Consider the following 23,164-nt stretch of genomic DNA (forward strand, 5'->3'; position numbering starts at 1 on the left):
GCACGCATGAGCCGTTCCGCTTCTTCGCGCCTGCAGGCGCCCTGGTTGCTGATTGCGCCGAGTCTGGTACTCGCGCTTTTTATCATCAGCTATCCGATTTTCAACATCGTGTGGCAATCGCTGCACGAGGTCTCGCGTTTCGGTGCGATTCGCGATTTCACCGGCCTACAGAACTTCTATACGATTTTCGGCGACCCCGCGTTTCTCGCGGCCGCGCGACGCACCGTTGTGTGGACCGTGTGCGTGGTGGGCGGCACAGTACTGATTTCAGTGCCGGTTGCGTTGATCCTGAACCAGGACTTCTACGGGCGCGGCATAGCACGCACGATCGTGATGCTGCCGTGGTCGGTCTCGCTGACCATGACCGCCGTGGTCTGGCGCTGGGCCTTCAACGACGACTACGGCATGGTCAACGTCACACTGCAAAGGCTGGGGCTGATCAGCGGCCCGATTCATTGGCTCGCGACGCCCGAACTCGCGTTTCCGGTCGAGATCGCCGTCGGCATTCTGGTGTCGATACCCTTTACGGTGACGATTTTGCTGGGCGGATTGTCTTCCGTGCCTGGCGACATCTATGAGGCAGCGCGCATGGATGGAGCGAGCGCGTGGCAGCAGTTTCGCAAGCTGACCATGCCCCTGCTGCGGCCGTTCATCAACATGACGATCCTGCTGAACGTGATCTACGTGTTCAACTCGTTCCCGATTATCTGGGTCATGACGCAAGGCGGCCCCGACAACGGCACGCATATTCTCGTCACGTATCTCTATGAGCTGGGCTTCCGGTTGGGACGTCCCGGTGAAGCAGCGGCGGTGTCGCTGATCATGCTCGTCATGCTGTTCGTTTTCTCGATCGCCTATCTGCGCCTGCAGCCCGCGAAAGAAGGAGATCCGTCATGAGTCTCAGCATCAAGATGAAACGCTCGCTGTGGTGCTGGCTCGCGCTGTCGCCGCTGGTCGTGGTCGTGCTGTTTCCGTTTGCCGTGATGCTGTTCACGGCATTGAAACCGGCCACCGAGATCTTCGTTTATCCGGCGCGCTGGTTGCCGGTGCATTGGCAATGGAGCAATTTCGCCGGCATGTGGCAAGCGGCGAATTTTGGCGTGGCGTTGCGCAATAGCACGGTGATCAGCTTACTGTCGACCGCACTCGCTTTGGCTGTGAGCTTGCCTGCCGCTTATGCATTAGCCAGATTCCCATTTCGCGGACGCGGGTTGTATCGCCAGTTCCTCCTCGTCACGCAAATGTTGTCGCCTATCCTGCTCGTAGTCGGTTTGTTCCGCCTCGCCGCCATGATCCCTTATGGCGACGGCAATCTGGTCGACTCGAAGATCGGTGTGATCGTCTCTTACGCGGCGTTCAATATCGCATTCGCGGTGTGGATGCTGTCTTCGTACTTTCAGACGGTGCCGCGAGACCTGGAAGAGTCGGCGTGGCTCGAAGGGTGCGGACGCACCAAAGCGGTTTTCAAGGTCTTTCTGCCGCTCGCCGTACCCGCGATCGTGGTGACCGCCATCTTCACGTTCATCAATGCGTGGAACGAGTTTGCCGTGGTCTATACGCTGATCCGCTCGCCGGAGAACAAAACGCTCACCGTGCAGGTGACCGATATGGTGGCGGGCAAGTACGTCGTCGAATGGCATCTTGTGATGGCTGCGACCTTGTGCGCGACGCTGCCGGTTTCGATCGTGTTCGCCTGGTTGCAGCGATTCCTGGTGAAGGGGTTGGCGCTGGGAGCGGTGAAGTAAATTGGCGGCCGTGTTGCCCGCTGTGAACGCGCGTCGCCCGGCTATATCTGAACGCCGTCGCACCTTGAATTCCCAAGTAAATTAGGGTGCGAATTCAATAAAATATCAAATAAAAAAGTGACGTAACGCGAATTATATGCTCGCACCCCATTCAATTTTAAAAAAATCAAATGGGGTGAGTTTAATTATATTAATAATACTAAATATAGCGCTTTTCGCTCAACTGTCAAACAGCACCAATCCGCTGACAAATCAAAGATTTATCTTTTACAGACAATCATGAGGCAGAGATTTTCCTCTGCGGTGCGTTTGGTTAGTCATAAGCCGCCTCACGCGGCGGATTCTCGGCATTATCACTTATCGTCTCGAATTCCCGCCACGTTGCACTGATGAAACGTTTATAATTCCTCTGCCGAAAGCATCTGTAAGTAATACCAGATGCACGAGAGAGCACACCAGTGTCGGCAATAATTGCATTGGTGCAGGTTGCGCGAGGTTGAGCGTCACGTCTGATCTTTGGGCGCGCCTTAATTACCGTCGCTCCGCCGCGTTCGTATCGGCGCCAGGCCGTCAGTTGCGAAGGAATGGGAGTTAGCTGGAACATCAGCTCTCCTGATTTCCTTCGTTGCGCGTGCCTACCAGAAATTTGTTTTCACATTCACGGCGCGCTGCTGCATCAACGCGGGCCTTGCCAAAGTTTTACGAGTCACGTCATCGGCATGTCATCAGTGATTGTGCCGTTTATCCGGTCGCGCGTTCGCGAGTCGGAGGACGCCGGCTGGGAAGTCGACTGAGCTTTCACGCAACGAATGGGTACGCTGATGCGCTGCTACATGCCGCGCTCAATGCGTGGCGTTGCCTATTCAATAGTGTGACTGGCGAGAGCGCTCTATCGAATGAGTTTTTCGAAGTTAATAGTAAGTATTCCGTAATAAAAACGACGCCCGACACTTGATTGATTGCTCAGCATTCAATCGCCTGACGGGTCGTCGCACGAACGGCTGTCTAGTGGCTCTCGTTCTCATAACAACGGCGCGTTCGAGCGCTGGCTTCATCAGCAATGAACGCGGTTTCGGTGCGTTCTCTGGTTGACCTCTCTCTGTAGTCATAACGCCAACGCGGACGACTTTGATCGATCTTGCTGATTCCTCGGGGAAAACCTGCTTTTATCGATACACGGACAATGATGAGATATTGGAAACTTCTAGGCGTTGCCTCGGCAACGGTGTTGGCATCGTTTGGTGCGGAAAGTGTGCAGGCCGCTCAGAGCAGCACCATCACCGTGGCGGGCCAGCAATACAAGCTGTGCGGACAAGAGAACGGCAACTGCTCGTTCCTCGGCACGGGCTCCGTGGTGTTCGGCGCGGTTCCGCCTAATTCGCCCTCGGTCATGCTGACCGCGCCGCAGACCTTTACTAATGGCGTCGGCTGCTATGTCGGCGCGGTTTCGCAGACGGATCCGGCCTATGGTTACGGCAAGTCGTGCTGGGTGAAGGCAGTTGCGGCTACACCGACTCCGGCACCCGCTCCGGCTCCGACGCCTGCTCCCACGCCGTCCAAGACGCCCACACCGACGCCTGCGCCGACTCCGACTCCGACTCCGACTCCGACTCCGACTCCGACTCCGACTCCGACTCCGACTCCGACTCCGACTCCGACTCCGACTCCGACTCCGGCGCCTACGCCTACGCCTACTCCGGCTCCAACGCCCACCCCGACACCCACCCCGTCGCCGGCACCGGGCAGCTCCACGCTTTCGTGCAGCACGCCGACGCAAACCGCAGGCGGTACCGCTAACGGCGTGATCAGCGCCGACACGCCGACCACCGACGGCCTGCGCATTTTCCAGAACAACGCAGCGTTCAAGCTTGCGATCACGACGAATGTTCCGAGCGCGGACACGGTCGTCTGGTCTGTCGCCGACTCGAACGGCGCGATCAAATCGCAAGGCAGCTTCGCGGTTAAATCCGGCGTGCAAACCAGCACGATTCCGTGTACATCGACGTGGTCAGGCTACGGCGCGCTCACCGCGACGCTGCGCTCGAACGGCGGCACGTTGCCGAGCAGCGGTACGCGTCCTACGGGCATCGCAACGTTCGGCGTGTTGCCGAACCTGAGCTCGGTACTAGGCACGGTCACCTACGCGCATCAGGATCAGCATCGCTTCGGCATGCAAGGCTTCAACGGCAACATCGCCGCATTGCATGATCTGGGCATTACGTGGACGATCGACGATCGCGAGCAATCGGCCATGGAACCCAATGGCCCGAACACGTACACGCCGAGCGTGAGCGACCTCGATCCGTTCTACAAGGCGAATCCGGATCAGATGCGCATCGTGCGTCTCGACGGCATCCCGGCATGGGATTCGAAGACCGGCCAGTTCAACGACAGCTACTACGCGCCGTCGAACATGACCGAGTTCCAGGGCTTCATGGCCAAGGTCGGCACCGATACGAGCCAGATCCGCGCGGCGAACTATCCGAACCAGCAAAGCAACTACTATCAGGTGACCTGGGAGCCGAGCCTCGGCTGGGCCGATAGCGACGCGAATTTCGTCGCCATGTACAAAGCGGCGTATCAGGGCATTCACTCGACCGATCCGAACGCTGTCGTGATGGGCACCGCGAACCCGTTCGCGTCGAACTGCGACACGTGTACTACCGGCTATCTGCAGAAGTACGGCGCGCTGGGTCTGTGGAATTACATCGACGCGGTGGCCACGCACGGCTACTGGAATGCAGGCACCTATCCGGCGCATCCGCCCGAGTTGCAGGACTCGGACCCGAGTACGGCGAATCAGGCCAACGCGCTCGACAATCAGATGAAGCAACTGCGCGCAATCATGCAAGCGGGCAAGCCGAACATGAAGCTCTTCTTCACCGAAGCAGGCGTGAGCTACGATCCGGGTTTCAGCTACGGTCCTAACGTACCGTCGCAGAATCAGTTGTTTGCACAAGCAGCGGTGGGTGTGCGAGCACACATCATCGTGCTGGGCGGCGGCGCGCAACTGACGACGCTGTTCTATGGTCCGGACTATCCGGGTGAAGTGGGTTACGGTACGTTCTTCGACCTGAACGACGCGCAAGGCGCATTCGGTGCGACGAACCTGTCGCCGAAGCCGGAAGCCATGGTGTTCGCGACCATGACGCGCGCACTCGACGGCACGAATACGTTGGGTCGTGTGAACGGCACGCCGCAAGGCACGTATGCGTACTCGTTCCAGCAACTCGGCAACGGCAAGGTCGTGACTGCGGCGTGGGCACACAGCAATGCACAATGGCCGACGAGCGCCGGTGTGTATAGCCAAAGCTACTCGACCAGCTATAAGCTGACGGTGGACAACGCCGGCACGTCGGGCAATGTGACTGACATCGACGGTTACGGCAACATGACCACGCTGCCGTACACCAACGGCCAGATCACGCTGACACTCACCGAGGTACCGCAGTACATCGTGTCGAGCAACGCAACGGTCGCCAAGGCCAATTCGACTGTTCCGGTCGGATACACCGGTCAATAAGCTGACCGGCAACCAGGTCGACAGTCATTGAAGACCTCGGACGCGCCGCCGCTCACAGCGGTGACGTATCGAATGAGCGAGTCAGGCGTTTCCCGTCTGCTCGCTCATTCGCTTTAAATTCGCGTTCACCCTCTCCAGCAGTTCAACCAGTTGCGTGACCTCGTCAGCAGAGTCCCGACAACGCGTCTTCACTTCCCGCAAACAGAATCGCTCGCGCTTTCGGCAAATTTTTTTCCGCATCGCCTGTTAGCGAAATCTCGTCGCGCTCCATGCGACTCAACAACCGGACCATGGTGCGCTGCTCCACTCTCGCGAGCCCGCTGGCAAACCGATAGAGCATCGCGCCCGCGTAGCGTATCTCCTGAGCAAAGTAATTCGCCGCAACAGACACGGCGTATTCCTCCGCGCTTAGTGAACCAGACGGCCGGGTCTCGCGTATGATGGAGCGACGTCTCAAGCGCTCGTGCCTGCGATTATCCACACTCAGGCTTGAACCCTTTCATTGCGCCTTGCGCAGTTACCACTGCGACCGAGGTGCGGCTTCTGCCCAACTATGACAGCCAGCCAGCCCCCTTACAATTCCCAGTTCATTTCATGCATCATCTGCGCGTATAACGAAGCGCCTCGGATTGCAAAGGTGCTCGCAGTGGCCGCGGTCCATCCTGCATTGGGTGAAGTCATTGTCGTCGACGACGGTTCCAACGACGGCACCGCGGATATCGTCAAACAGTTTGCTTCGGTGCGTCTGATCGTGCGAGGTGTGAATGGCGGCAAGAGCGCGGCCATGGTGGACGGTATCGCCGCAGCGCAAGGCGACCTGCTAATGCTGCTCGACGCCGACCTGAAAGGCCTCGCCGCCGAGCATGTCAGCGCGCTGGCGGCCCCTGTGCTTAAAGGTCGTGCGGATGTCAGCATCAGTTTGCGGCAGAACAGCCTGACGCTGTTTCGCGCTATCGGGCTTGATTTCGTTTCGGGAGAACGCGTCGTTAAGAAAGCGCTATTGCATGCGGCCCTTGAACAGATTCAGGCGCTGCCGCGCTTCGGGATCGAAGTATTCATGAATCGCCTGATAATAGAGAGCCGCCTGCGAATCGCGGTGACGCACTGGCCTCATGTGACCCAGGCTCGCAAAACCGAAAAACTCGGCTACTGGCGTGGTGTCCGCGCCGAATGGCGAATGATCGCCGACCTGCTGAAAGCGGTTTATCCGCTTGCATTGATCACGCAGACGGTGCGATTGCTACAACTGCGGATCCGCCACGGACGCGCTTCTTTCGCGACACGCATGAAGGGAACCCCTGACAGTCCTCAATAGCCTACGACACGCCGCGATTGTCCGCGGCGTGCGGTTTCTTCGAAACGACGCGTGACGTTCAACTCCGTCTATTAACACGTGCAAGCGCCAAAGCAAGCATGCCAACGGCGCCCAACACGAGAGGACAGAACAAGGTCGCGAAGCGCCATAGTATGAGTGCCCCCCCAACCGCCGCATGCGGCACCCAGGCGCCGAATGCGGCGGCGAGCCCGAGATCTCCGCCACCGCCGCCAGCCGGAATACCCGTCCAGAGCGCAGCATGCAACACCAGCGCCTGGACGGCCACCACGAAACCGGGCGGCAACGCATACCCCTGTTCGAGCAGAATGAACCACAACGCGCCATAGCGCAGCAGCCATTGCGTCGTGGTCAGAAGAAGCAATGCACCGAGCCGCCAGCGCGAGCCTGATAGCAGATGCCGCCATTCGTCACGCACATTGGCGACGAATGTCGTCCATCGTGCGGGTGGGCGAGTCGGCATGCCAACACGCCTGATCGCGCCGCCTGCACTTTCCGCGAGTTTTCGCCGGTACGTCCAGATCGCGCACGCCAGCGCGATGACGCCAATCGATGCGCCCGCTACGATATGCAAGGACTTCGGTGTAATCAGCCCGGCAATCAGGCCAATGCACGACACGAACGAAACGGGCACCGCGACTGTAAAGAACGCAAGGTCGAGCGCCTGATCGCCACTCACTACAGTAGTAGCCTGCGTCCACGAAGCGCCCGCACGTTGCAACAAGCCGAGATTCACGCCATATCCCGCTGCGCCGAACGGTGAACCGAGGAACGCCGCATCGGTGACGAAGGTGATGGCGAGCGTGCGCCGGAATCGGATGCGAAGACCCAAGGCCGTTTGCATCAACTGCTGTTTGCCTGCCTTCGCGGCGGCACTCGCGATCGCGCTCGCCGCCAGCATGACGATCAGACGGGGCGACGCCGCCTGCAATCCGGTCAACGTCGCATGAACACCCAGCAGGAACGGCGCGCCAATTGCAAAAACGACACCCACGATGGCAAGAAGTACGGTCACACCTAATGCAAGCGGCTTCGTCAAGAGAGCGTCCGTGGCAAGGTCGTTGGGTGAATAGCGCCTATTACGCGTGCGATCTGGCTCGACCGGCTACGAGCACCCATGATTCAGCGCTTCAGCATCGCGCGGGCCGCTTTCGCGGCGCCCGGGCGGCCCATATCCGTGGCGACGAAATGCGCAATCTTGCGCGCGCCGAGGTCGACCGCCACGTAGTCGTTCGGTGCTTTCGCGCTCAGCCCGTCCGACGCCGAATGGTATTCGATACGCAGCTGTGAAGCAGTGACGACGAGCCGTAGATAACCGTAGTTGGTGTCGTCGTAGTTCTCGAGCACTACCAGGTCGCTATTCGCCGACGCCGCCTGCAACACCTGCGGCGCACGAATCGGCGCGGTGCCGTTCGGCGCCAGTTTGATCAAACCGTGCCCGCCGTTACCGCACACAATGTAGGGAATCTGCGTGCCGTCAGTGCGACGGGTACGCGTGAAGCGCTGATAGTTATGCGCGTGCCCGGATAGAAACGCATGCGGCCAAACATCATTGGCTTCACAGATCTCATCGATCTGTTGCAGCATCGCGGTACTCGATCCGTGACCACCCGCGCAATAAGGTGGATGATGATCGGCGATCAATAACGCGCCCTTGAATTTTTCCGCTTTCACGCGTTTGAGCGCGGCATCGAGGTAGTCGAGCTGAGCGCGGCCAATGTGCGAATCCGAGATCACGCCCGGGTCTTCGAGCGTATTGCTGTAGATCACCAGCACGCGCGCGAACGGCGCTTCGAACGTAAAGAACACACCGGGTTGTATTTGCGCGGTACGCGACAAACCGCCCGCCTCCGGCGTGACAACAAAATCCTGTGCGCAGAAGTTGCGCAGAAATGCCGCGAGGCTTTTCGCATACGCCTCGGGCGAGACCATGCCGTCGTGATTGCCGGCGCACGCGAGAATCGGCGCGGGATAGTTGCGATAGGGCTCGTAAAACTGATCGTAGTAATACTTGCTCTCGCCGAAACTGTAGACCACATCGCCGAGTAATAGCGCGAACTGCGGGATCTCGGCCGCGTTCGGCTCGACGAAGTCAGCCGTCATTTTGTCGGCCACTTCATTTTGCGTGGCGGGCCCCGTGGTGTTGCCGCAATCGCCGAGCGCGTGAAAGACGAGCTGTCCCGACGACGTTACCGTGTCGACCGCGCCGGTATTGCCACCAAAAACCTGAGCGAGCGACAGTTGCGGCTCGACTCCGCCGCGCGGCGCGGGAAATGGCAGCGGAAAAAGTTTGTGCTCGGCATTGAGCTTATCGATCTCTTTGTACGCCGCGTCGTCCGATGGGTGCGCAACGCGAAACACAGTCGGGTCGGCGGTCGGCTGCGGCTGCGCGAACACGGGATGCGTCAAAGCACGCTCGCGCAGCGCAACGGGCGCGTCGACACCGCCCGGCTGAACCACCGACACGGCGGCAGCAACCGACGCTTTGCGACGGGCCGCATTGCCTTCGCTCGGCTCCTTTCGCTTCTCTTTCTTACCACTGTCTTTCGGATCGTTCTTCTTCGACTCGCGTTTTGCCGGCATATGCGCCTCTTTCAAACTGATCGGTCGGAAATCAGACGGGCAACGGCGTTCGTTGCAAACGTAGAACGTTACGACACGCGCGTGTCGGAAAAGTGTCCGATCGAAGGCAAGAATGGCGGACCAACAATCCAATACCGATAGCATCGACACGCAGCGCGCCGCACGCTGCTGACTTGAAATTGTCACGAACGCCGACTAACTTCAAAGGTTCGCATTCACGGAGCAACTGTCCGACATCCGCGACTTTTTCCCCACCTCATGCGGGAGCCCGGATGCTCGTTCACTTCATGCCGTCGTCCAGCATTATTGTTGCCATGCTGGTGATATGCCTCGTACTGGTCCTTGCGTTCGAAGCGACCAACGGCTTTCACGATTCGTCCAATACCGTCGCGACCGTCATCTACACGCAGTCGTTGAAGCCGGCTCAGGCGGTGGTCTGGTCCGGGTTGATGAACTTTATCGGCGTGCTGGTCGGCGGCATTGCAGTTGCGTATGCACTCGTGCAGATTCTTCCGCCCGACGTACTCACGCCACCCGACGGCGCGCCCGCCGTGCCGATGCTGCTCGCAATCTTCGTGTCCGCATTGTTCTGGAATGTTCTCACCTGGGCCTTCGGCATACCGAATAGCAGTTCCCATTGCATCATTGGTGCATTGATCGGCGTGGCACTCGCCGACGCATTGCTCAAATCCCGCAGCGTCGCGCAAGGTGTCGACTGGAAGCAGATCGTCACCGTCCTCGAAGGCCTGGCGATTTCTCCGGTGCTGGGGTTCGTCCTCGCCGGCTTACTGTATGGCCTGCTACGGTTGATCGTTCGCCGCGGACATCTGTTCGAGCCGCCTGAAGAGGGGCAGCCGCCCGTCTGGTGGCTGCGAGGCCTCCTCGTACTCACCTGCACTTCCGTCAGCTTCTCACACGGCACCAATGACGGCCAGAAGAGCATCGGCCTGATCATGCTGACGGTCATCGGTCTGCTGCCCGCCACTTATGCGCTCAATCCCGACGCTACGGATCAGTTGAAACAGCTGGGCCCGCGCGCCGCAGCGGCCATACCCTTGATCCAGAAATACGGCGATGACGTCAAGTCGCAAGCGCTAAAGGCCGCGGCCGCGTTGCAAAACGCGCAGCCCGAGTTGCAACAGCAGGCCACGGAATTGCAATCCCATAGTCCGCAGCAACCGGGCGAACGCGCAACGCGCGCGCAATTGCGCGGCGCGATTTACGACGTTGCCGCGCAGTTGAAGCACGTGGGTGAAGTAAAGAGTGCGAGTGCGGAAGACAAGAAGCAGGCCGCCAGCCTTCTCAAAGAGATGAGCCAACCCGTGCAGTACGCGCCTCTCTGGGTGCGGCTGCTAAGCGCACTTTGCCTCGGCATCGGTACGATGGTCGGCTACCGGCGCGTGGTTCGCACGCTCGGCGAACGGCTGGGCAAGCAGCACATGACACCGGGGCAAGGCGCCAGCGCCGAACTGGTCGGCTCGTTGCTGATCGGCACTGCGGGACTGACCGGCCTGCCGGTGAGTACGACACATATCATCACGTCCGGCATTGCGGGGACGATGGCGGCAGGCGGTCAAGGCTTGCAGCGTGGGATGCTGGTGCGCATCGTGCTCACCTGGCTGGTGACATTGCCGGTCACCATCGGCCTGTCGGCGGGACTGTTCTACGTGCTGGAGAACCCTTCGCTATAAAGGGGTTCCCACCATGCCTGCATCTTTTTCAATTCGTCGTCGCGCCCAGCAGAACCATGCTGTGTATGCCGGCGAGAGCCTGCTGCCACGCGTCGCTGTTTCGCTCCGCCTGTCCGTTTTCGAATAGCGGCTTCAACAGCGCCAGCAGATCTTTCGACTGCGACGAACTCGAAGGCGTGGTCACATCGGAAGTCAACACACCTCGCACATATTCGGATTGACGCGTCGATTGACTCGACGACTGACTCAATGACGCACTCAGCAACTTGCCTTTTTCAGTAGCGATCTGGGTGGTGCTATCGGCGTCGTCGTTGATCTGCATGTAGTAGTAGTTCTGCGACGTCTTCGACGCGTTGAGCACCGGCGCACTGGTGCCCGTCAGCGCCTGGTGATAGCTCGCGCTCAGATGCGATTGCTGGGTTTGCGAGATCGTGCCCTTCAGCAGATTTCCTTCGCTGCGGGTGCTTTGCGATAGCTGATACGAGAACGCATCCACCTCGCCCAAACGGTACGGATTCGACGACACCGGCGTTTCGGTAACCGAAGCGCTGAAATCGGCGAGGCCTGTCAACATGGCGTGATCCGACTGCGCTAACCAGGGGGCGTACGTGGTGCCGGCAAGTTGTTGCGACGGCGTTCCGTCATTGCTGTTCATCTGCGAGAACGCATCTTTGAACATGCTCATCAACGCGGCATTGCCGTGACCGCGTGCGGTGGCATTGTCGATCTGCTTGAGATAACTTGCAATGGCCTGGCTGCGCTGCGCGTCCGAGCCCCATAGCGCGGAATTGCTGGTGTCGACGTCGACGTCCATCTTGCCCGCCGCGCCCGAGATACTCAGGGTTCTGGCGGTGCTGCTCGTGGAAAAGTCGACCGCCAGATTGTTTGCCCCGTCATTGGTGACGTTGAACTGCAGCTTCACCGACGACAATACCGACGGGTCCGTGTCCATCAGACCACTGAGATCGACCGTGGGCGGTACTGCACTGAGGCCGTTGATAGCCTGCTGAAAACCGTCGGCCATTTTGGCCAGCGCGCTGCGCTCGGCATCGCTGAGCTTGCCACTGCTGTGCATGCTGACCGAGAGTGTGCCGCCCCCGCTATCCAGCGCGATATCTACTTCAACGCCGCTTGCGGTCTTAACCGTCAGCTTGATGTCGCCTTGCGGACCCTGTGCCGATTGTCCAAACCCACCGACTCCACCGGTCGACGCGACATTGACCGATTGCGAGAAGTCGCTGCCTGTCGTCTTGAAGCGATCCAGCAGCGCACTCCCTAAACCATAGAACTGACCGGAAATGGACTGCGATATGTCATTGCCCGCCATCGCCAACGTCACGGCATCCGTGCCGTTTTGAGCCCAGGTCACCACAGTCGGCGCTACATTCGCGAGTTTGCCCTCCGGCGTGTAGACCACGGGGGCATTGACGCCGATCATCGACGGGATCGTCACGATGGTCGACGCGGCTGCCGTGACCGATTCTTGCGATGCAGTCGCGCTTACGGAAGCAACGCTGGCGGTTGCATTCGGCAACGGCGTCACTGCTAGTGTTTGAAGTGCGTTCAACGGCGACAACGTGGTCATGGAGAACGGGCCTTATTTTTTGCTATTGGCAGAGGACGTCCGACCGACATCCGCTTTATCAACCGCTATATCGGCAGTTAATACGGGATCTTTATAGCTCTTACGGAAGTTATGCGGAATAACGTGGATTCAAGCTTTGAAACTACGTAATAGCGTAGCGAATAGCTCGCTGACGGATCCTGCTTACATAGACTGCGTAGCAGGATCCTGTGTGCGCACTATTCAGCTACCAAAGTACGGATTGCAGTAGCTGACCGGCCCAACGCAACCGGCGTTCATCGTCGAATGCGCAGGGCGGCCGGACGAAGAAGTGCCGTTCTGGGCCATGCCGCCATACGAAGATTGCGCCGATTGCTGCGGGTCTTGCGCGGCAACCTTCGCTTCGGCTGCCTGGATGTCGGCGGGGTAGGTGGCGTCGTCGCTAGTTGACGGGTTGTAGCCGGCCTGTTCGACACGCACGAGGTCAGCGCGCACTTCGGCGCGCGTCACCGGCGCATTCGATTGCGCGAAGCTCAGAACAGGAGTAGCCAATGCGCCAGCGGCGAGAGCAAAACAAACGAGAGCGTTTTTCATGATTCAGTTTCCTTTGAGACGTTGTGAATTAACGGGCAACGATTGCCCCAATGAAGGTGAAACTTCAGCTACCGAATTTAGCTACCGAAGTACGGGGTGCAGTAACCTGCGGGGCCGACACACTGCTGCGTTTTCGTGTGAGCGACTTCCTTTGCCGAAGCCGGCGTCATGACGCTGGCCGAAGCAGCGACGACTAAAGCAAGCGCGATCAAAAATTTATTCTTCATCTGTATGCCTAACTAGTTAGAGATTGAAGATACCTATCTACGTGATTGATACATCCACCTCGCTCGCTTACCGCTGCGTACTGCTCGCGAGGCGAAGACACCGCTCTGCCCTTGTGCCTTCGTTCGCGGCGGCTGTGTTTGCCGCCGTTCATGCAAGGGTAAACATATCGAATCGCCGCTTTATTCCCACTTATTTTTCGGCGATCAAAAAATCCGAACCTTACATTCCTCTGAACAAATGGGCGTACAGGCGACTAACCACCAGCCGGGTCGGATTGCCGCGCAAAGTCAGCGTCAATTTGCCCGCATCGTCCCGCTGGGCGGTCTCGATGGCCTCGCAGCGCACCACGGCGCCACGGTGGATCTGCCAGAATCGCTGCGGATCGAGTTGCGGCAACAGTTCCCGCAACGACAACCTGATCAGATGCTCGCGTGCCGCCGTCACGACACGAATGTATTTGTCGGCGGCTTCGAAGAAGAGAATGTCGTCGATGGGCACCATCGTGATGGTATTTCCGGCGCTCGCCTGAATCACTCGCAGCGGCGCCGCGGCAGGCATTCCGCGCGACGATTCCGGCTGACCGGCTGCAAGCAGTTCGCGCATCTGCTCGACAACAGCGTCCAGCGAAGCGACCGCGGCTCGCGGCGGCTTGCGGTCCAGCAGACGCTCCTGCAGACGCGCGCAGGTTTTCGCGAGGCGCTCGGTCTGCACCGGCTTCAGCACATAGTCGAAGGCCGAGCGTTCGAATGCCTGCAGCGCATATTGGTCGTAGGCAGTCACGAACACGATCAGCGGAAACCGCTTGCCGTCTTCAGGCCAGTCTTCGGTCAGCGCCTCGGCGCACGCCAGACCCGTCATACCCGGCATGCGAATATCGAGGAACAGCATATCCGGCTGCAAAATCAGCGCCTGTTCCGTCGCCGTTTCGCCGTCGCCGACACTGGCAACGATCTCCAGATCAGGCCACAGTCTGAGCAATTCAGCTTGCAGGTTAGCGGCCAGCAACGCCTCGTCTTCCGCAATCAAAGCTGTCGTTTTCATGATGGTTTTACCGTTGATACGGAAGCGTGACGGTCACGAGAACGCCCCCTTCCTTGTCCGTTGCGGGCATCAGTTCGATCTGACCGGCGCGGCCGTAGAGTGCTTCGAGGCGCTCGCGGACCTGCTGCAAGCCGAAGCGGGCACCATGCTCCGGTAATGCGTCGAGTCCCACTCCCGTGTCGCGTACGCTGAGTACCAGCGACGCCCCCTGAAGCGTGGCCGTTACCTCGACACGTCCGCCTTTCACCTTGGGTTCCAGCCCGTGCTTGATTGCATTTTCAACCAACGGTTGCAGAAGCAGGGGCGGCAAGGGTAGCGCGGCGAGTTCCGCCGGCAGTTCAAGCCGAATTTGCAGCCTCGAACCCATCCGGATCTGCATCAACGCGAGGTAATCGGAAATGCGCTCGAATTCGGTTGAAAGCGGATGCAGTCCGGTACGGGACGCCTCGAGCGTAGCCCGCAGATAAGCGATCAAATGATCGAGCATGCCTTGCGCTCGCGGTGCGTCATGGCCGATCAGAACTCGCAGGTTAGCCAGCGTGTTGAACAACATATGCGGTTCGAGCTGCGACTCCAGCAACTTCAGGCGATTTTCCGCTGCTGTGCGCAGTGCCGCTTGTGTACGGGTTTCCATGGCAGCCATGCGAGCACGTGCGTAAAGAAAATAATTGATGCCGATGGCCGGGACCAACGCCACGGCAATGCTGAGAAGAAGCGTTCGCGTATCCGCCGCGATGATCAGGGGCTCGCGATGAGTGCGCGTGAGCAGATCGCCGAGCGCGACGCCCGCAAAGTACCCCACGATCAAAGAGCCGATGATCCACGGTGCCATCAATCCCCAGCCTGGCCAATTACGCTTCGCGTCGAGGTTCTCGGGAAAGCGCTTACGCAACCAGTGGGACAGCCCGTGACGTCCCGCGACGATCAGCGCCTGAGTGATCGACACCACGAGGAAGGCGTACATCAGATCCTTCATGAACGACTCCTCGTAGATCGTGCTGTACAGCCACGCGCTGCCGACGGTGGTCGGAATCGTCACCCGAAGCGTTCGCAGCAGCCATCGGGGTGGGGTAGGGAGTAAGTTCATTGCGCAGGTTCGAATCCGGAGGTTGATCAATAACTCAGATAGCAAATCCATGCTTATCACATTTCCGGCCATACCGACGAATCTTGGTCGTCGCGTGCTGCAAGGAAAGTTCGTCGATGGCATGTTGGCGTCCCGCTAGCTGTGGTGGTGAACCTGCAGTGACGCTATCTTCGCGGGCACGCCCGTCACACGCCATGGCCGTGCGACGAACGGCATCTGCCGGTCGCGAAATGAAACTATGCGGCGCGAAGTGCAGGCCTCGATCGCCGCACATAGGCCAATTACACCTCTCGCGTACCTCTCTGTTTTGGCAGCTACGTAGCCCTGGAGGGGCGACCTATATTTCGTTTGCGGTTCGCCCGGACCCCGCCGCGACAACGTTCCGGTACGCATGATCAGCATGCCTTGGCGGCCGCGCGATGCGAGTTCGTGCTGCGGCAAGACCCTCTACATTTATTAGGAGTTCCTATGTCACGCGTGACCGATGTGCTCGTCTCATTCGATACAGCGACCATTCTGCAAAAGTACCCCAACCCTAGCAAGAACCCCAACGCCCCCACGCAGATCGATCCGCGCTATGTCTATATGATCACCAATCAGGACAACGTGATCTCGGGACAGGCCGGCGGCGAACTCGATATCAAGGCACAGGTGGGCGATCTGATCCGGTGGCGCGAAACGAGCCTCTCGCTGGGCTTCGAGACGCAGGCGATTTTCTATCGCTTCATCGGCAACGTGGGCAACGAACTGATTTCGACGCCGACGCCGCGCATGGCCGAGGCCTCCATTCCGGTGCCGAATACAAGCTCGCCGGCCACGCCGACTTGCCAGAAGGTCGCGAACTATTACTGGTCGTCGGAAATGCTGAAGGTGGGCCGCGTAACCTACCACTTCAACTTCCAGATCATCGACCGTAACTGCCAGTCCAACGGTTGCTTCTCGTGGGATCCGTTTATCTCGATCCACAACTGATGCTGACGGGCGGACGATTGCTGCACGGCGATCGTCCGCTTCCTTCTTTTGTCACGCCGGAGAGTGCCCATGCCAGCTCAGCATGACGATGTACTCGTCATCGTCGACGCCGCTGCGCTGCTCGCAGCGCATCCCGACGCCAGCCTCGATGCCGACGCGCCAACGCCGATCGACGGCCGGCACGTCTACGTCATGAACGCCGGCGACACGCAACAGATCGGTCGCAACGATAGCCGGATCGTGGCCAGACTCAAGGCGGGAGATGAACTGCATCTGCGCGAGAGCGCGCTGTCGTTGCGAGCGGAAGAAAGCGCTGTCTTTTACTGTTTCACTTTGGCGGACGCAAACGTCATAAGTCCCTTAGAGGCAGTGGCGCGTAATGCAACGCTGTCCGTGCCGAATCCCGACGATCTGCTGCAGCCGAAAACCCAGCAGATAGGCGGTCATTTCTGGCGTAGCGAAGTTCTGGCCGCGGGTAGCGTGACGTGTGCGGCGGATTTCATCGTGGTCGGCAATGACGAGAAGGTACGGGGTTACTTTCGCTGGGACATCAGAATCGACATACAGACTTAACACCGTGCATGCCAGGCGTTAAGAACACGTTCGAAGCGGTATGCCGACGTTCGGCCGTCGTCCTCCGCCGCCGTCACGAACTCGAGTCGCGCAGACTCGCGGCAAAGCGCGCGCTCAACGCGGATACCTTGTCATCGCGTACTATCTGGACTAACTAAATCGCCCAGCCGACTCTCCGCCGGGTTGTCCTTCCGCGTTGCACGCCGTCCCGTCAAGGTGAGATCCATGTTCCAGCATTTTCTGAAGCCGTCTATCGCAACCGCCATGCTCTCTATGCTGGCCGCGTGCGCGACGCCGCTGTCCGCGCCCGTCAGTTCTTCCATTACTTCCATTAACTCCATTACGCCGCCGCAAGGTACGCGAGCGATGACATTGTCCGCGTCCGGCGTGCAGAACTATTCGTGCGAGTTCGACGCGCAGCATCGGCTGGGATGGGTGTTCAAGAGTCCACAAGCCATGCTGTTCGACCTGAGCGGTCATGCCGCGGTTCGTCACGGCGCGGGGCCGTCATGGGAAGCGGAAGACGGCAGCAAAATCGTGGGCCATGTGCTTGCACAGCAACCCAGCGAAACACCGGCCAGCATTCCCCAACTGCTGCTTGAAACGCATGGCACGGGCGGTAGCGGCGCACTGACGGATGTCCGCTATGTGCAGCGTCTGCACACCGTTGGAGGTTTGGCGCCGCAAGCACCGTGTTCGACCGAGCATCAGATCGGCAGCTCGCCCTATCTTGCCGACTACGTGTTTTACCGGTAACAGCCCAATTCAACGCCCAAGGAGAGAGTTTTGCCAGAAGGTCTTCTTCGTCTTTACACCGACACGCAATTTGCCAGCCCTTACGCCATGTCGGTCTTCGTGACGCTCCACGAAAAGCGGCTGCCGTTCGAGCTTTCAACGGTCGATCTCGCCACCAACGCCAATCATGAAGCGGGCTATGCCGCCCAATCGTTGACGCAGCGCGTTCCCACGCTGATACACGGCGACTTTGCTCTGTCGGAGTCGTCGGCGATCACTGAATATCTCGACGAGGCGTTTCCCGAAACGCCCGTCTATCCGCAAGCGCGTCTTCACAAAGCGCGAGCACGCCAGGTCCAGGCGTGGCTTCGCAGCGACCTGATGCCGATCCGGGCGGAGCGCTCCACCCTGGTCGTGTTCTATCGCGCGCCGGCCGCGCCGCTGTCCGCTTCCGCTAGCGCCGCCGCTCAAAAGCTGTTCTCGCTGGCCGAGACGCTGCTCTCCAGCGATTCACCAAATCTGTTCGGCGACTGGTGCATTGCCGATCTGGATCTTGCGTTGATGCTTAATCGTCTGCTGCTGAACGGCGATGCAGTGCCCGAGAAATTGGCCGACTACGCTACCCGCCAGTGGCAACGTCCGTCAGTGCAGCGCTGGCTGGAACTGGAACGCCCTCCGCTGTAAATGCGGCGGCCGGTTCAGTAGTTGTCGTTGGCGGGCGCTCCCAGCGTTTGACTAAACTCACGACCATCCCGATCGTCACAACCGCGATACCGGCCAGCGTGAGCAAATGCGGCCGCTCCTTCAACAGCATCGCGGCCTCGATCGTGGCGAGGAGCGGAACGAGCGCGGCAAACGTCGCGCCAATAGCCGGTCCGAGGATGGAGACGGCTTTACTAAAGAAGAAGAGACCCAGTATCGATACCAGTACGCCTTGATAGACCGCCTGAATAGCGACGGCGGCAATTGGCGCATGCAACAGCGGCGATAAACCCCGGCTCAGAACATAGAACGGACAATAGAAGAGCGCCGAGCCGACCGATACGATCGCCGTTGCGCGCATTGCGCTGACGGCATATCGTTTCGTGGTGACGTTATAGATCGCCCACAGCAGTCCACCCAGCACGAACAGCGTGATGGAAAACGCGCCGCCCGTGTTAGACAGTACATCGAACGCGGCCATGCTCATGCCGAACAATACGGTCAGAATGCCGATTTTCTGCGCGGTGGAAAGCGTGTCCTTGATCGCAAATCTGCCGAGCATGGCGGTGAATGCAATCATGCTGCCGGGCGTCAGCGCGAAATAGCCGACCGGTGCGCGGCTCAACGCCGTGGCCACGAGCAGGATATAAGGCGCACCCACGCCAACGATCATCACCAAAGCGGGCACAAGACCGAGTCCGTTGAGCTTGCCTCGAAGCAATACCGGTAATAGAAGAATGCCGGAAACGATGAAACGGATGAAGACGACGTCGTAGGAATCCAGCGTCGAATGCGTGACGCCAAGACGCGTCACGACCGGAAACCCGCCCCAGATCACAGCCGCAATCAATCCATAGCCAACGCCGGCCAGTCTCTCGTTTGTCATTGTTTTCCTTCGTCACGTTCCGTACCGCAAGCCTACGGGTTCGAACTCATGCCGGAAGGATGCAGCGGCGCGATGCGTGCGTCCAATACATTGTTGGCGTGCTATTAGGTCGAAAAAGCTCTTAGTGCCCCAGCGCCCTCTCTCACACCCTGCCCTGCGCCGTCTGTTCATTTACCCGAAATCGCCCCGGACTCACCCCCGTATACCGCTTGAACGCGATACTGAAAGCGGTATCCGACTGGTAACCGATTCGCGACGCGATCCCCGTCAGCGATTCGTCGGAATGCTTGAGCGCGGAACGCGCGATCGTCATACGCCACTGCGCGAGATATTCGACCGGCGCACTCCCCACCTGACTCCGGAACCGCTGCGCAAATGCCGTACGCGACATCCCGACCGCCGACGCCAGACTCTCCACCGTCCAGCGCTCGCCGGGTTGCGCATGCATCATCGACAGCGCGCCGCCGATCTTCGGATCGGCCAACGCGCCGAGCCAGCCTTCGGGCTGTCGCGCCGACGCCAGATAAGCGCGCAGCACGTGAACCAGCACGAGCGCCGCGAGACCGCTGCGCGCCACATCCGCGCCCACATGCAAATCGTCCGTTTCCCAGTTGAGCAGATCAAGTACGCGCGAAAGTGCATGCGTGCCGACATCCGACGCACGCAGATGAATCAGCGGCGGCAAGTGCCGCAGCAACAGATCGCTGACGTCGTTCTCGAACGTAAAGCGACCGCTCGCCAGACTGACGTTTTCGTTATCGCCTTCGCCCTGAAAACGCACCACGCCACTGCTGCTGCGAATCGGCTGAAACGCGGCGGGACCGTCGAGCGCGGGCCGGTTTGGGTCGCTCGCGGAATAGAACGGCTGACCGTCGGTCAGCATGTAGAAGTCGCCGCGTTCAAGCACGACCGGCTCCGCACTCCCTTCGATCCACAGAAAGGAGCGCCCTTCTAGCATGCCGCCGAATTTGATGTGCTGATACGCAGGGAACCGGAAGCTCCATGCGCCTCGTCCCTCGAATCGCGATGTCAGGATACTGCTCACGCGCAGCATCGAGAGTACGTCGGATAGAGCATCCATAAATGTACGATCGAATAAGAATCAGACCGTTTTGATTATAGCCAGCAACGAAAGGCAGCGCGATCATGGGATCACTTTCACGACGCCGTCGGCGTCGTTATCCAACCCTGATCAAGGAGCACCCGCATGAAAGCCTGGCAACTCGAACGTCTCGGTGGAACGCTCAAGCTGATCGACTTACCCATTCCCGAACCGCGCGCCGGTGGTGTGGTGGTACGCGTCGAGGCGTCGTCATTGCTGTCGTATATGAAAGACTACGTGGACGGCAAGCTGTCGATCTATCACACGCCTGATCGCCCGTTCATTCCCGGCGGCAACGGCATCGGCATCGTCCATGCGGTGGGCGCGGGCGTCTGGCATCTGAAGCCCGGTCAGCGCGTCGTGTTGTCGTCCCATTTCGTTGCGCAGGAAAACGTGCGGACGCCTGCGGAAATACTGCTCGGCATCACGTCAATCAGCCCCGACTCGGGCCCGATGCAGTCGGATTGGCCCGATGGCACGCTGGCAGACTACGCATCGTTTCCCGCCAGCGCCGTGACCCCCGCTGACGACCTGACGCCACTGAGCGCCATCCAGCTCGCCATGACGACGCGCTGCATCGTGCCGTTCGGTGGACTCTTGCGCGGCAGGCTCGCGGCCGGCGAAACGGTCGTCGTCTCCGGCGCGACAGGCGCTTACGGCACGGCGGCGATCATGGTCGCCCTGGCGATGGGCGCGTCACGCGTCGTGGCGCTCGGGCGCAATGCGCGTGCGCTCGAAGCCGTCGCGCGACTCGCCCCTGAAGGACGCGTAAAGACGGTCGCGGCAACCGGCGATGTCGACGCAGACCGCGACGCGATCCGCCGTCTCTGCGGTGGCGGCGCAGATCTCGCCTTCGACATGGTCGGCAACGCAAGCGATCCCAACATGACGCTCGCCGCGTTGCGCAGTCTGTCGAGAGGCGGCCGCCTCGTCGTGATGGGCAGCATGAACGTGCCGCTGCCGGTGCCATACACGGAAGTGATGTTGAACGGCTGGGAGATCCTCGGCCAGTTCATGTATCCGCGCGACGCATACCGGCGTCTGCTGGACCTGATCCGCAGCGGACTACTCGACATCGCGCCGCTACGCCCGCTTGTCTATCCGTTGAACGCATTGCCGCAAGCGATGGCAGCGGCCGCCAGTGCCGGCAATCTCGAGTGCGTCGTCATGAACCATCTCGATGAGTAAGACGTGGCAGCGCCGAATGCAAGCGGTGTGATTCGGCGTGGCGCGGCGTCACGACAGCGCACGCGCCAATGCGATCACTCCTGACGCGATTTCGTCGACACCGACCGAGGCAAAGCCAAGCACCAGGCCAGGCGGCGCCGGTCGGTCGACCGCATGGCGCGATAGTGCGCGCGTTTCGATCCCTTCGAGCGCGGCGCGGCGCATCGCTTCGTTATCGTCGGCGTCGCGCGGCAGGAAAGCCGGCGCGTCGAGGCCGGCAATGATCGGCGGCACCTCCAGCAAACCGGCAAGATATCGCGTTACGTTCGCCGTCAACGCGTCGGCGCGCTCGCCGTAAATCACGCGCATGCGCCGGATATGCCGGCCAAAATGGCCATCGGCGATGAACGCGTGCAGCACCGACTGCTGATCCAGCGGAACGTGCCGCGCCGTCAGCGACAACGCGGCAACGAACGGCTCGACGAGGCGGTCGGGCACGATCGCGTATGCCGTGCGCAGCGCGGGAAATAGCAGCTTGCTGAACGTGCCGCAATAGATCACGTGGCCGTCGTCGTCGAGGCTTTTCAACGCGGCGAGCGGATTGCCGGCGAAACGGTATTCGCTGTCGTAGTCGTCTTCGATGATAAGCGCGCCGCGCTCACGCGCCCATTCGAGCAACGACAAGCGGCGTTCGAGCGCAAGCGGTGGTCCTAGCGGCGCTTGCCGCCCCGCCGTCACAAACGCGAGGCGCGCCTCGGGCGCATGCCGGCGCGCCCATTCCACATCGAGTCCGCCCGGATCGACGGGCACGCCGACCACGCGCGCGCCCGCGGCCTCGAGCACGAAGCGCGCGCCAACGTAGCCGGGGTCTTCGATCCACGCGGCGTCGCCCGGATCGAGCAGCAGACGCGCGGTCAGATCGATCGCCTGCTGGACACTGCCGAGCACCACGACGTGATCCGCCGAACACGCGATGCCGCGCGACATGCCCACATAGCCGGCGATTGCTTCGCGCAGCGGCCGGTAGCCCTGCGCCTCGCCATCGCCGAGTAGTTCGCGTTGGGTGCGGCGCCCGCGTTTGGCCGCAATGCGCGCCCAGAGATCGAACGGAAACGCGTCGAGATCCGGCTGGCTCGCGCGGAAAGCCCGCGCCGGGACCGCGCGGCCGCTCAGTTGAAATGCGCTGCGGCCAAGCAGGCGTCCACGGTTGGAGAGCACGACGGCGGGTCGCTGCGCACCGCTGTCGTCGTCTTTGGTTTTGGTTTTACCTTCACGTACCGACGGGCGTCCGTCGCGTTTCCTGCTCGACGTAGACTCGCCGCGATTACCACTGTCGATGCGCCTATCCGGTAACTCGGCGGCGACGAAACTGCCGCGCCCTACCGCGCCCGCCAGATACCCTTCCGCGTCGAGCTGCGCGAATACGCCCAGCACGGTTCCGCGCGACAGCTCGAAACGCGCCGCGAGATCGCGTGTGGAAGGCAGTCGCGCGCCCGGCGGCAAACGACCGCCCAGGATCGCGTTGCGCAGTTCGTCATAGAGCCAGCGCTGCAGCGACACGCCGTCCGGTCGCGGCGCTAATGCAAGTTCAATGTGTTCTGCCTGCCGCACCTGTTTCCTCGTCGAATTGGCTCAATC

Annotated in this window: 21 protein-coding genes; 10 read left to right on the forward strand and 11 right to left on the reverse strand. The window is 60.2% G+C overall.

The genetic code is table 11. The features are described 5' to 3' along the window. Window positions 1-6 precede the first annotated feature (6 nt). Together BX591_RS11620 and BX591_RS11625 are read left to right on the forward strand one after the other, a co-directional pair. A complete protein-coding gene (locus BX591_RS11620) occupies window positions 7-897 on the forward strand; it encodes a carbohydrate ABC transporter permease (RefSeq protein ID WP_105505621.1) in 891 nt (296 codons plus the stop codon). Then, on the forward strand, window positions 894-1,745 hold the full coding sequence (locus tag BX591_RS11625) for a carbohydrate ABC transporter permease (RefSeq protein ID WP_111931360.1): 852 nt from the start codon (window positions 894-896) through the stop codon (window positions 1,743-1,745). The genes BX591_RS11620 and BX591_RS11625 overlap by 4 nt, the downstream gene beginning before the upstream one ends. A 313-nt stretch (window positions 1,746-2,058) precedes the next feature. On the opposite strand, the gene BX591_RS36070 is transcribed toward BX591_RS11625, so the two are convergent. Then, window positions 2,059-2,349 carry a hypothetical protein gene (locus BX591_RS36070; protein WP_146749754.1) on the reverse strand — a complete coding sequence of 97 codons (291 nt, stop codon included), beginning with the start codon at window positions 2,347-2,349 and terminating at the stop codon, window positions 2,059-2,061. Window positions 2,350-2,928: 579 nt separating this feature from the next. Here BX591_RS36070 and BX591_RS11635 point away from each other — a divergent pair. Next, entirely contained in the window at window positions 2,929-5,268 is a 2,340-nt protein-coding gene (locus BX591_RS11635) for a hypothetical protein (RefSeq protein WP_167444530.1), read from the forward strand. A 163-nt stretch (window positions 5,269-5,431) separates the two neighbouring features. Here BX591_RS11635 and BX591_RS11640 read toward each other — a convergent pair whose 3' ends face one another. Next, the gene (locus BX591_RS11640) at window positions 5,432-5,725 is read right to left on the reverse strand and encodes a hypothetical protein (protein ID WP_167444531.1); all 294 of its coding nucleotides are present in this window, start codon (window positions 5,723-5,725) and stop codon (window positions 5,432-5,434) included. A 96-nt stretch (window positions 5,726-5,821) separates the two neighbouring features. Here BX591_RS11640 and BX591_RS11645 point away from each other — a divergent pair, with 96 nt between their 5' ends. Then, complete coding sequence (locus tag BX591_RS11645; RefSeq protein ID WP_111931368.1) at window positions 5,822-6,583, forward strand: glycosyltransferase family 2 protein; 762 nt, start codon at window positions 5,822-5,824, stop codon at window positions 6,581-6,583. A gap of 58 nt (window positions 6,584-6,641) precedes the next feature. Here BX591_RS11645 and BX591_RS11650 read toward each other — a convergent pair whose 3' ends face one another. Further along, complete coding sequence (locus tag BX591_RS11650; RefSeq protein ID WP_111931370.1) at window positions 6,642-7,640, reverse strand: flippase-like domain-containing protein; 999 nt, start codon at window positions 7,638-7,640, stop codon at window positions 6,642-6,644. Window positions 7,641-7,723: 83 nt separating this feature from the next. Next, complete coding sequence (locus BX591_RS11655) at window positions 7,724-9,184, reverse strand: metallophosphoesterase family protein (RefSeq protein WP_111931545.1); 1,461 nt, start codon at window positions 9,182-9,184, stop codon at window positions 7,724-7,726. A 272-nt stretch (window positions 9,185-9,456) separates the two neighbouring features. Between BX591_RS11655 and BX591_RS11660 the strand changes: the two genes are divergently transcribed. Continuing rightward, the gene (locus BX591_RS11660; RefSeq protein WP_111931372.1) at window positions 9,457-10,875 is read left to right on the forward strand and encodes an inorganic phosphate transporter; all 1,419 of its coding nucleotides are present in this window, start codon (window positions 9,457-9,459) and stop codon (window positions 10,873-10,875) included. 28 nt (window positions 10,876-10,903) lie between these two features. Here the strand turns inward: BX591_RS11660 and BX591_RS11665 are convergent, their stop codons facing one another. The 4 genes from BX591_RS11665 to BX591_RS11680 all read right to left on the reverse strand — a co-directional run bounded on the left by BX591_RS11665 (window position 10,904) and on the right by BX591_RS11680 (window position 15,461). Further along, entirely contained in the window at window positions 10,904-12,460 is a 1,557-nt protein-coding gene (locus BX591_RS11665) for a hypothetical protein (protein WP_111931374.1), read from the reverse strand. Window positions 12,461-12,682: 222 nt separating this feature from the next. Then, entirely contained in the window at window positions 12,683-13,033 is a 351-nt protein-coding gene (locus tag BX591_RS11670; protein WP_111931376.1) for a DUF4148 domain-containing protein, read from the reverse strand. A gap of 447 nt (window positions 13,034-13,480) precedes the next feature. After that, window positions 13,481-14,302: a LytR/AlgR family response regulator transcription factor gene (locus tag BX591_RS11675; protein WP_111931378.1), complete on the reverse strand. Its 822-nt coding sequence runs from the start codon at window positions 14,300-14,302 to the stop codon at window positions 13,481-13,483. Between the two features lie 7 nt (window positions 14,303-14,309). Further along, complete coding sequence (locus BX591_RS11680) at window positions 14,310-15,461, reverse strand: sensor histidine kinase (protein WP_244146946.1); 1,152 nt, start codon at window positions 15,459-15,461, stop codon at window positions 14,310-14,312. 396 nt (window positions 15,462-15,857) lie between these two features. Here BX591_RS11680 and BX591_RS11685 point away from each other — a divergent pair, with 396 nt between their 5' ends. The 4 genes from BX591_RS11685 to yfcF all read left to right on the forward strand — a co-directional run bounded on the left by BX591_RS11685 (window position 15,858) and on the right by yfcF (window position 18,353). Continuing rightward, entirely contained in the window at window positions 15,858-16,361 is a 504-nt protein-coding gene (locus BX591_RS11685; protein ID WP_105505612.1) for an inclusion body family protein, read from the forward strand. Between the two features lie 69 nt (window positions 16,362-16,430). Then, complete coding sequence (locus BX591_RS11690) at window positions 16,431-16,934, forward strand: AidA/PixA family protein (RefSeq protein WP_111931380.1); 504 nt, start codon at window positions 16,431-16,433, stop codon at window positions 16,932-16,934. A gap of 225 nt (window positions 16,935-17,159) precedes the next feature. Continuing rightward, window positions 17,160-17,690, forward strand: a complete 531-nt coding sequence (locus tag BX591_RS11695) for a DUF3455 domain-containing protein (protein ID WP_111931382.1) — start codon at window positions 17,160-17,162, stop codon at window positions 17,688-17,690. Between the two features lie 30 nt (window positions 17,691-17,720). Then, window positions 17,721-18,353 (forward strand): glutathione transferase, encoded by a 633-nt coding sequence (yfcF, locus tag BX591_RS11700; RefSeq protein WP_111931384.1) that lies wholly within the window; start codon window positions 17,721-17,723, stop codon window positions 18,351-18,353. On the opposite strand, the gene BX591_RS11705 is transcribed toward yfcF, so the two are convergent. Beyond that, window positions 18,289-19,257: a DMT family transporter gene (locus BX591_RS11705; RefSeq protein WP_111931386.1), complete on the reverse strand. Its 969-nt coding sequence runs from the start codon at window positions 19,255-19,257 to the stop codon at window positions 18,289-18,291. The genes yfcF and BX591_RS11705 overlap by 65 nt on opposite strands. A gap of 142 nt (window positions 19,258-19,399) precedes the next feature. Then, entirely contained in the window at window positions 19,400-20,338 is a 939-nt protein-coding gene (locus tag BX591_RS11710; RefSeq protein ID WP_111931388.1) for an AraC family transcriptional regulator, read from the reverse strand. A gap of 126 nt (window positions 20,339-20,464) precedes the next feature. Between BX591_RS11710 and BX591_RS11715 the strand changes: the two genes are divergently transcribed. Then, on the forward strand, window positions 20,465-21,547 hold the full coding sequence (locus tag BX591_RS11715) for a zinc-binding dehydrogenase (RefSeq protein ID WP_111931390.1): 1,083 nt from the start codon (window positions 20,465-20,467) through the stop codon (window positions 21,545-21,547). A gap of 48 nt (window positions 21,548-21,595) precedes the next feature. Here the strand turns inward: BX591_RS11715 and pdxR are convergent, their stop codons facing one another. Beyond that, the gene (pdxR, locus tag BX591_RS11720; protein ID WP_111931392.1) at window positions 21,596-23,137 is read right to left on the reverse strand and encodes a MocR-like pyridoxine biosynthesis transcription factor PdxR; all 1,542 of its coding nucleotides are present in this window, start codon (window positions 23,135-23,137) and stop codon (window positions 21,596-21,598) included. Between the last annotated feature and the right edge of the window lie 27 nt (window positions 23,138-23,164).

Origin of the sequence: Paraburkholderia bryophila, from assembly GCF_003269035.1 — a bacterium.
Lineage (GTDB): Bacteria > Pseudomonadota > Gammaproteobacteria > Burkholderiales > Burkholderiaceae > Paraburkholderia > Paraburkholderia bryophila.

Bases quoted from the DNA above. Each gene is read 5' to 3' on its own strand.
- BX591_RS11705 (WP_111931386.1), bottom strand. From the start codon at position 19,257: ATGACAAACGAGAGACTGGCCGGCGTTGGCTATGGATTGATTGCGGCT.
- BX591_RS36070 (WP_146749754.1), bottom strand. From the start codon at position 2,349: ATGTTCCAGCTAACTCCCATTCCTTCGCAACTGACGGCCTGGCGCCGA.
- BX591_RS11685 (WP_105505612.1), top strand. From the start codon at position 15,858: ATGTCACGCGTGACCGATGTGCTCGTCTCATTCGATACAGCGACCATT.
- BX591_RS11655 (WP_111931545.1), bottom strand. From the start codon at position 9,184: ATGCCGGCAAAACGCGAGTCGAAGAAGAACGATCCGAAAGACAGTGGT.
- BX591_RS11690 (WP_111931380.1), top strand. From the start codon at position 16,431: ATGCCAGCTCAGCATGACGATGTACTCGTCATCGTCGACGCCGCTGCG.
- BX591_RS11660 (WP_111931372.1), top strand. From the start codon at position 9,457: ATGCTCGTTCACTTCATGCCGTCGTCCAGCATTATTGTTGCCATGCTG.
- BX591_RS11680 (WP_244146946.1), bottom strand. From the start codon at position 15,461: ATGGCCGGAAATGTGATAAGCATGGATTTGCTATCTGAGTTATTGATC.
- BX591_RS11620 (WP_105505621.1), top strand. From the start codon at position 7: ATGAGCCGTTCCGCTTCTTCGCGCCTGCAGGCGCCCTGGTTGCTGATT.
- BX591_RS11645 (WP_111931368.1), top strand. From the start codon at position 5,822: ATGACAGCCAGCCAGCCCCCTTACAATTCCCAGTTCATTTCATGCATC.
- BX591_RS11665 (WP_111931374.1), bottom strand. From the start codon at position 12,460: ATGACCACGTTGTCGCCGTTGAACGCACTTCAAACACTAGCAGTGACG.
- BX591_RS11625 (WP_111931360.1), top strand. From the start codon at position 894: ATGAGTCTCAGCATCAAGATGAAACGCTCGCTGTGGTGCTGGCTCGCG.
- BX591_RS11715 (WP_111931390.1), top strand. From the start codon at position 20,465: ATGAAAGCCTGGCAACTCGAACGTCTCGGTGGAACGCTCAAGCTGATC.
- BX591_RS11710 (WP_111931388.1), bottom strand. From the start codon at position 20,338: ATGGATGCTCTATCCGACGTACTCTCGATGCTGCGCGTGAGCAGTATC.
- BX591_RS11675 (WP_111931378.1), bottom strand. From the start codon at position 14,302: ATGAAAACGACAGCTTTGATTGCGGAAGACGAGGCGTTGCTGGCCGCT.
- BX591_RS11635 (WP_167444530.1), top strand. From the start codon at position 2,929: ATGATGAGATATTGGAAACTTCTAGGCGTTGCCTCGGCAACGGTGTTG.
- BX591_RS11695 (WP_111931382.1), top strand. From the start codon at position 17,160: ATGTTCCAGCATTTTCTGAAGCCGTCTATCGCAACCGCCATGCTCTCT.
- BX591_RS11670 (WP_111931376.1), bottom strand. From the start codon at position 13,033: ATGAAAAACGCTCTCGTTTGTTTTGCTCTCGCCGCTGGCGCATTGGCT.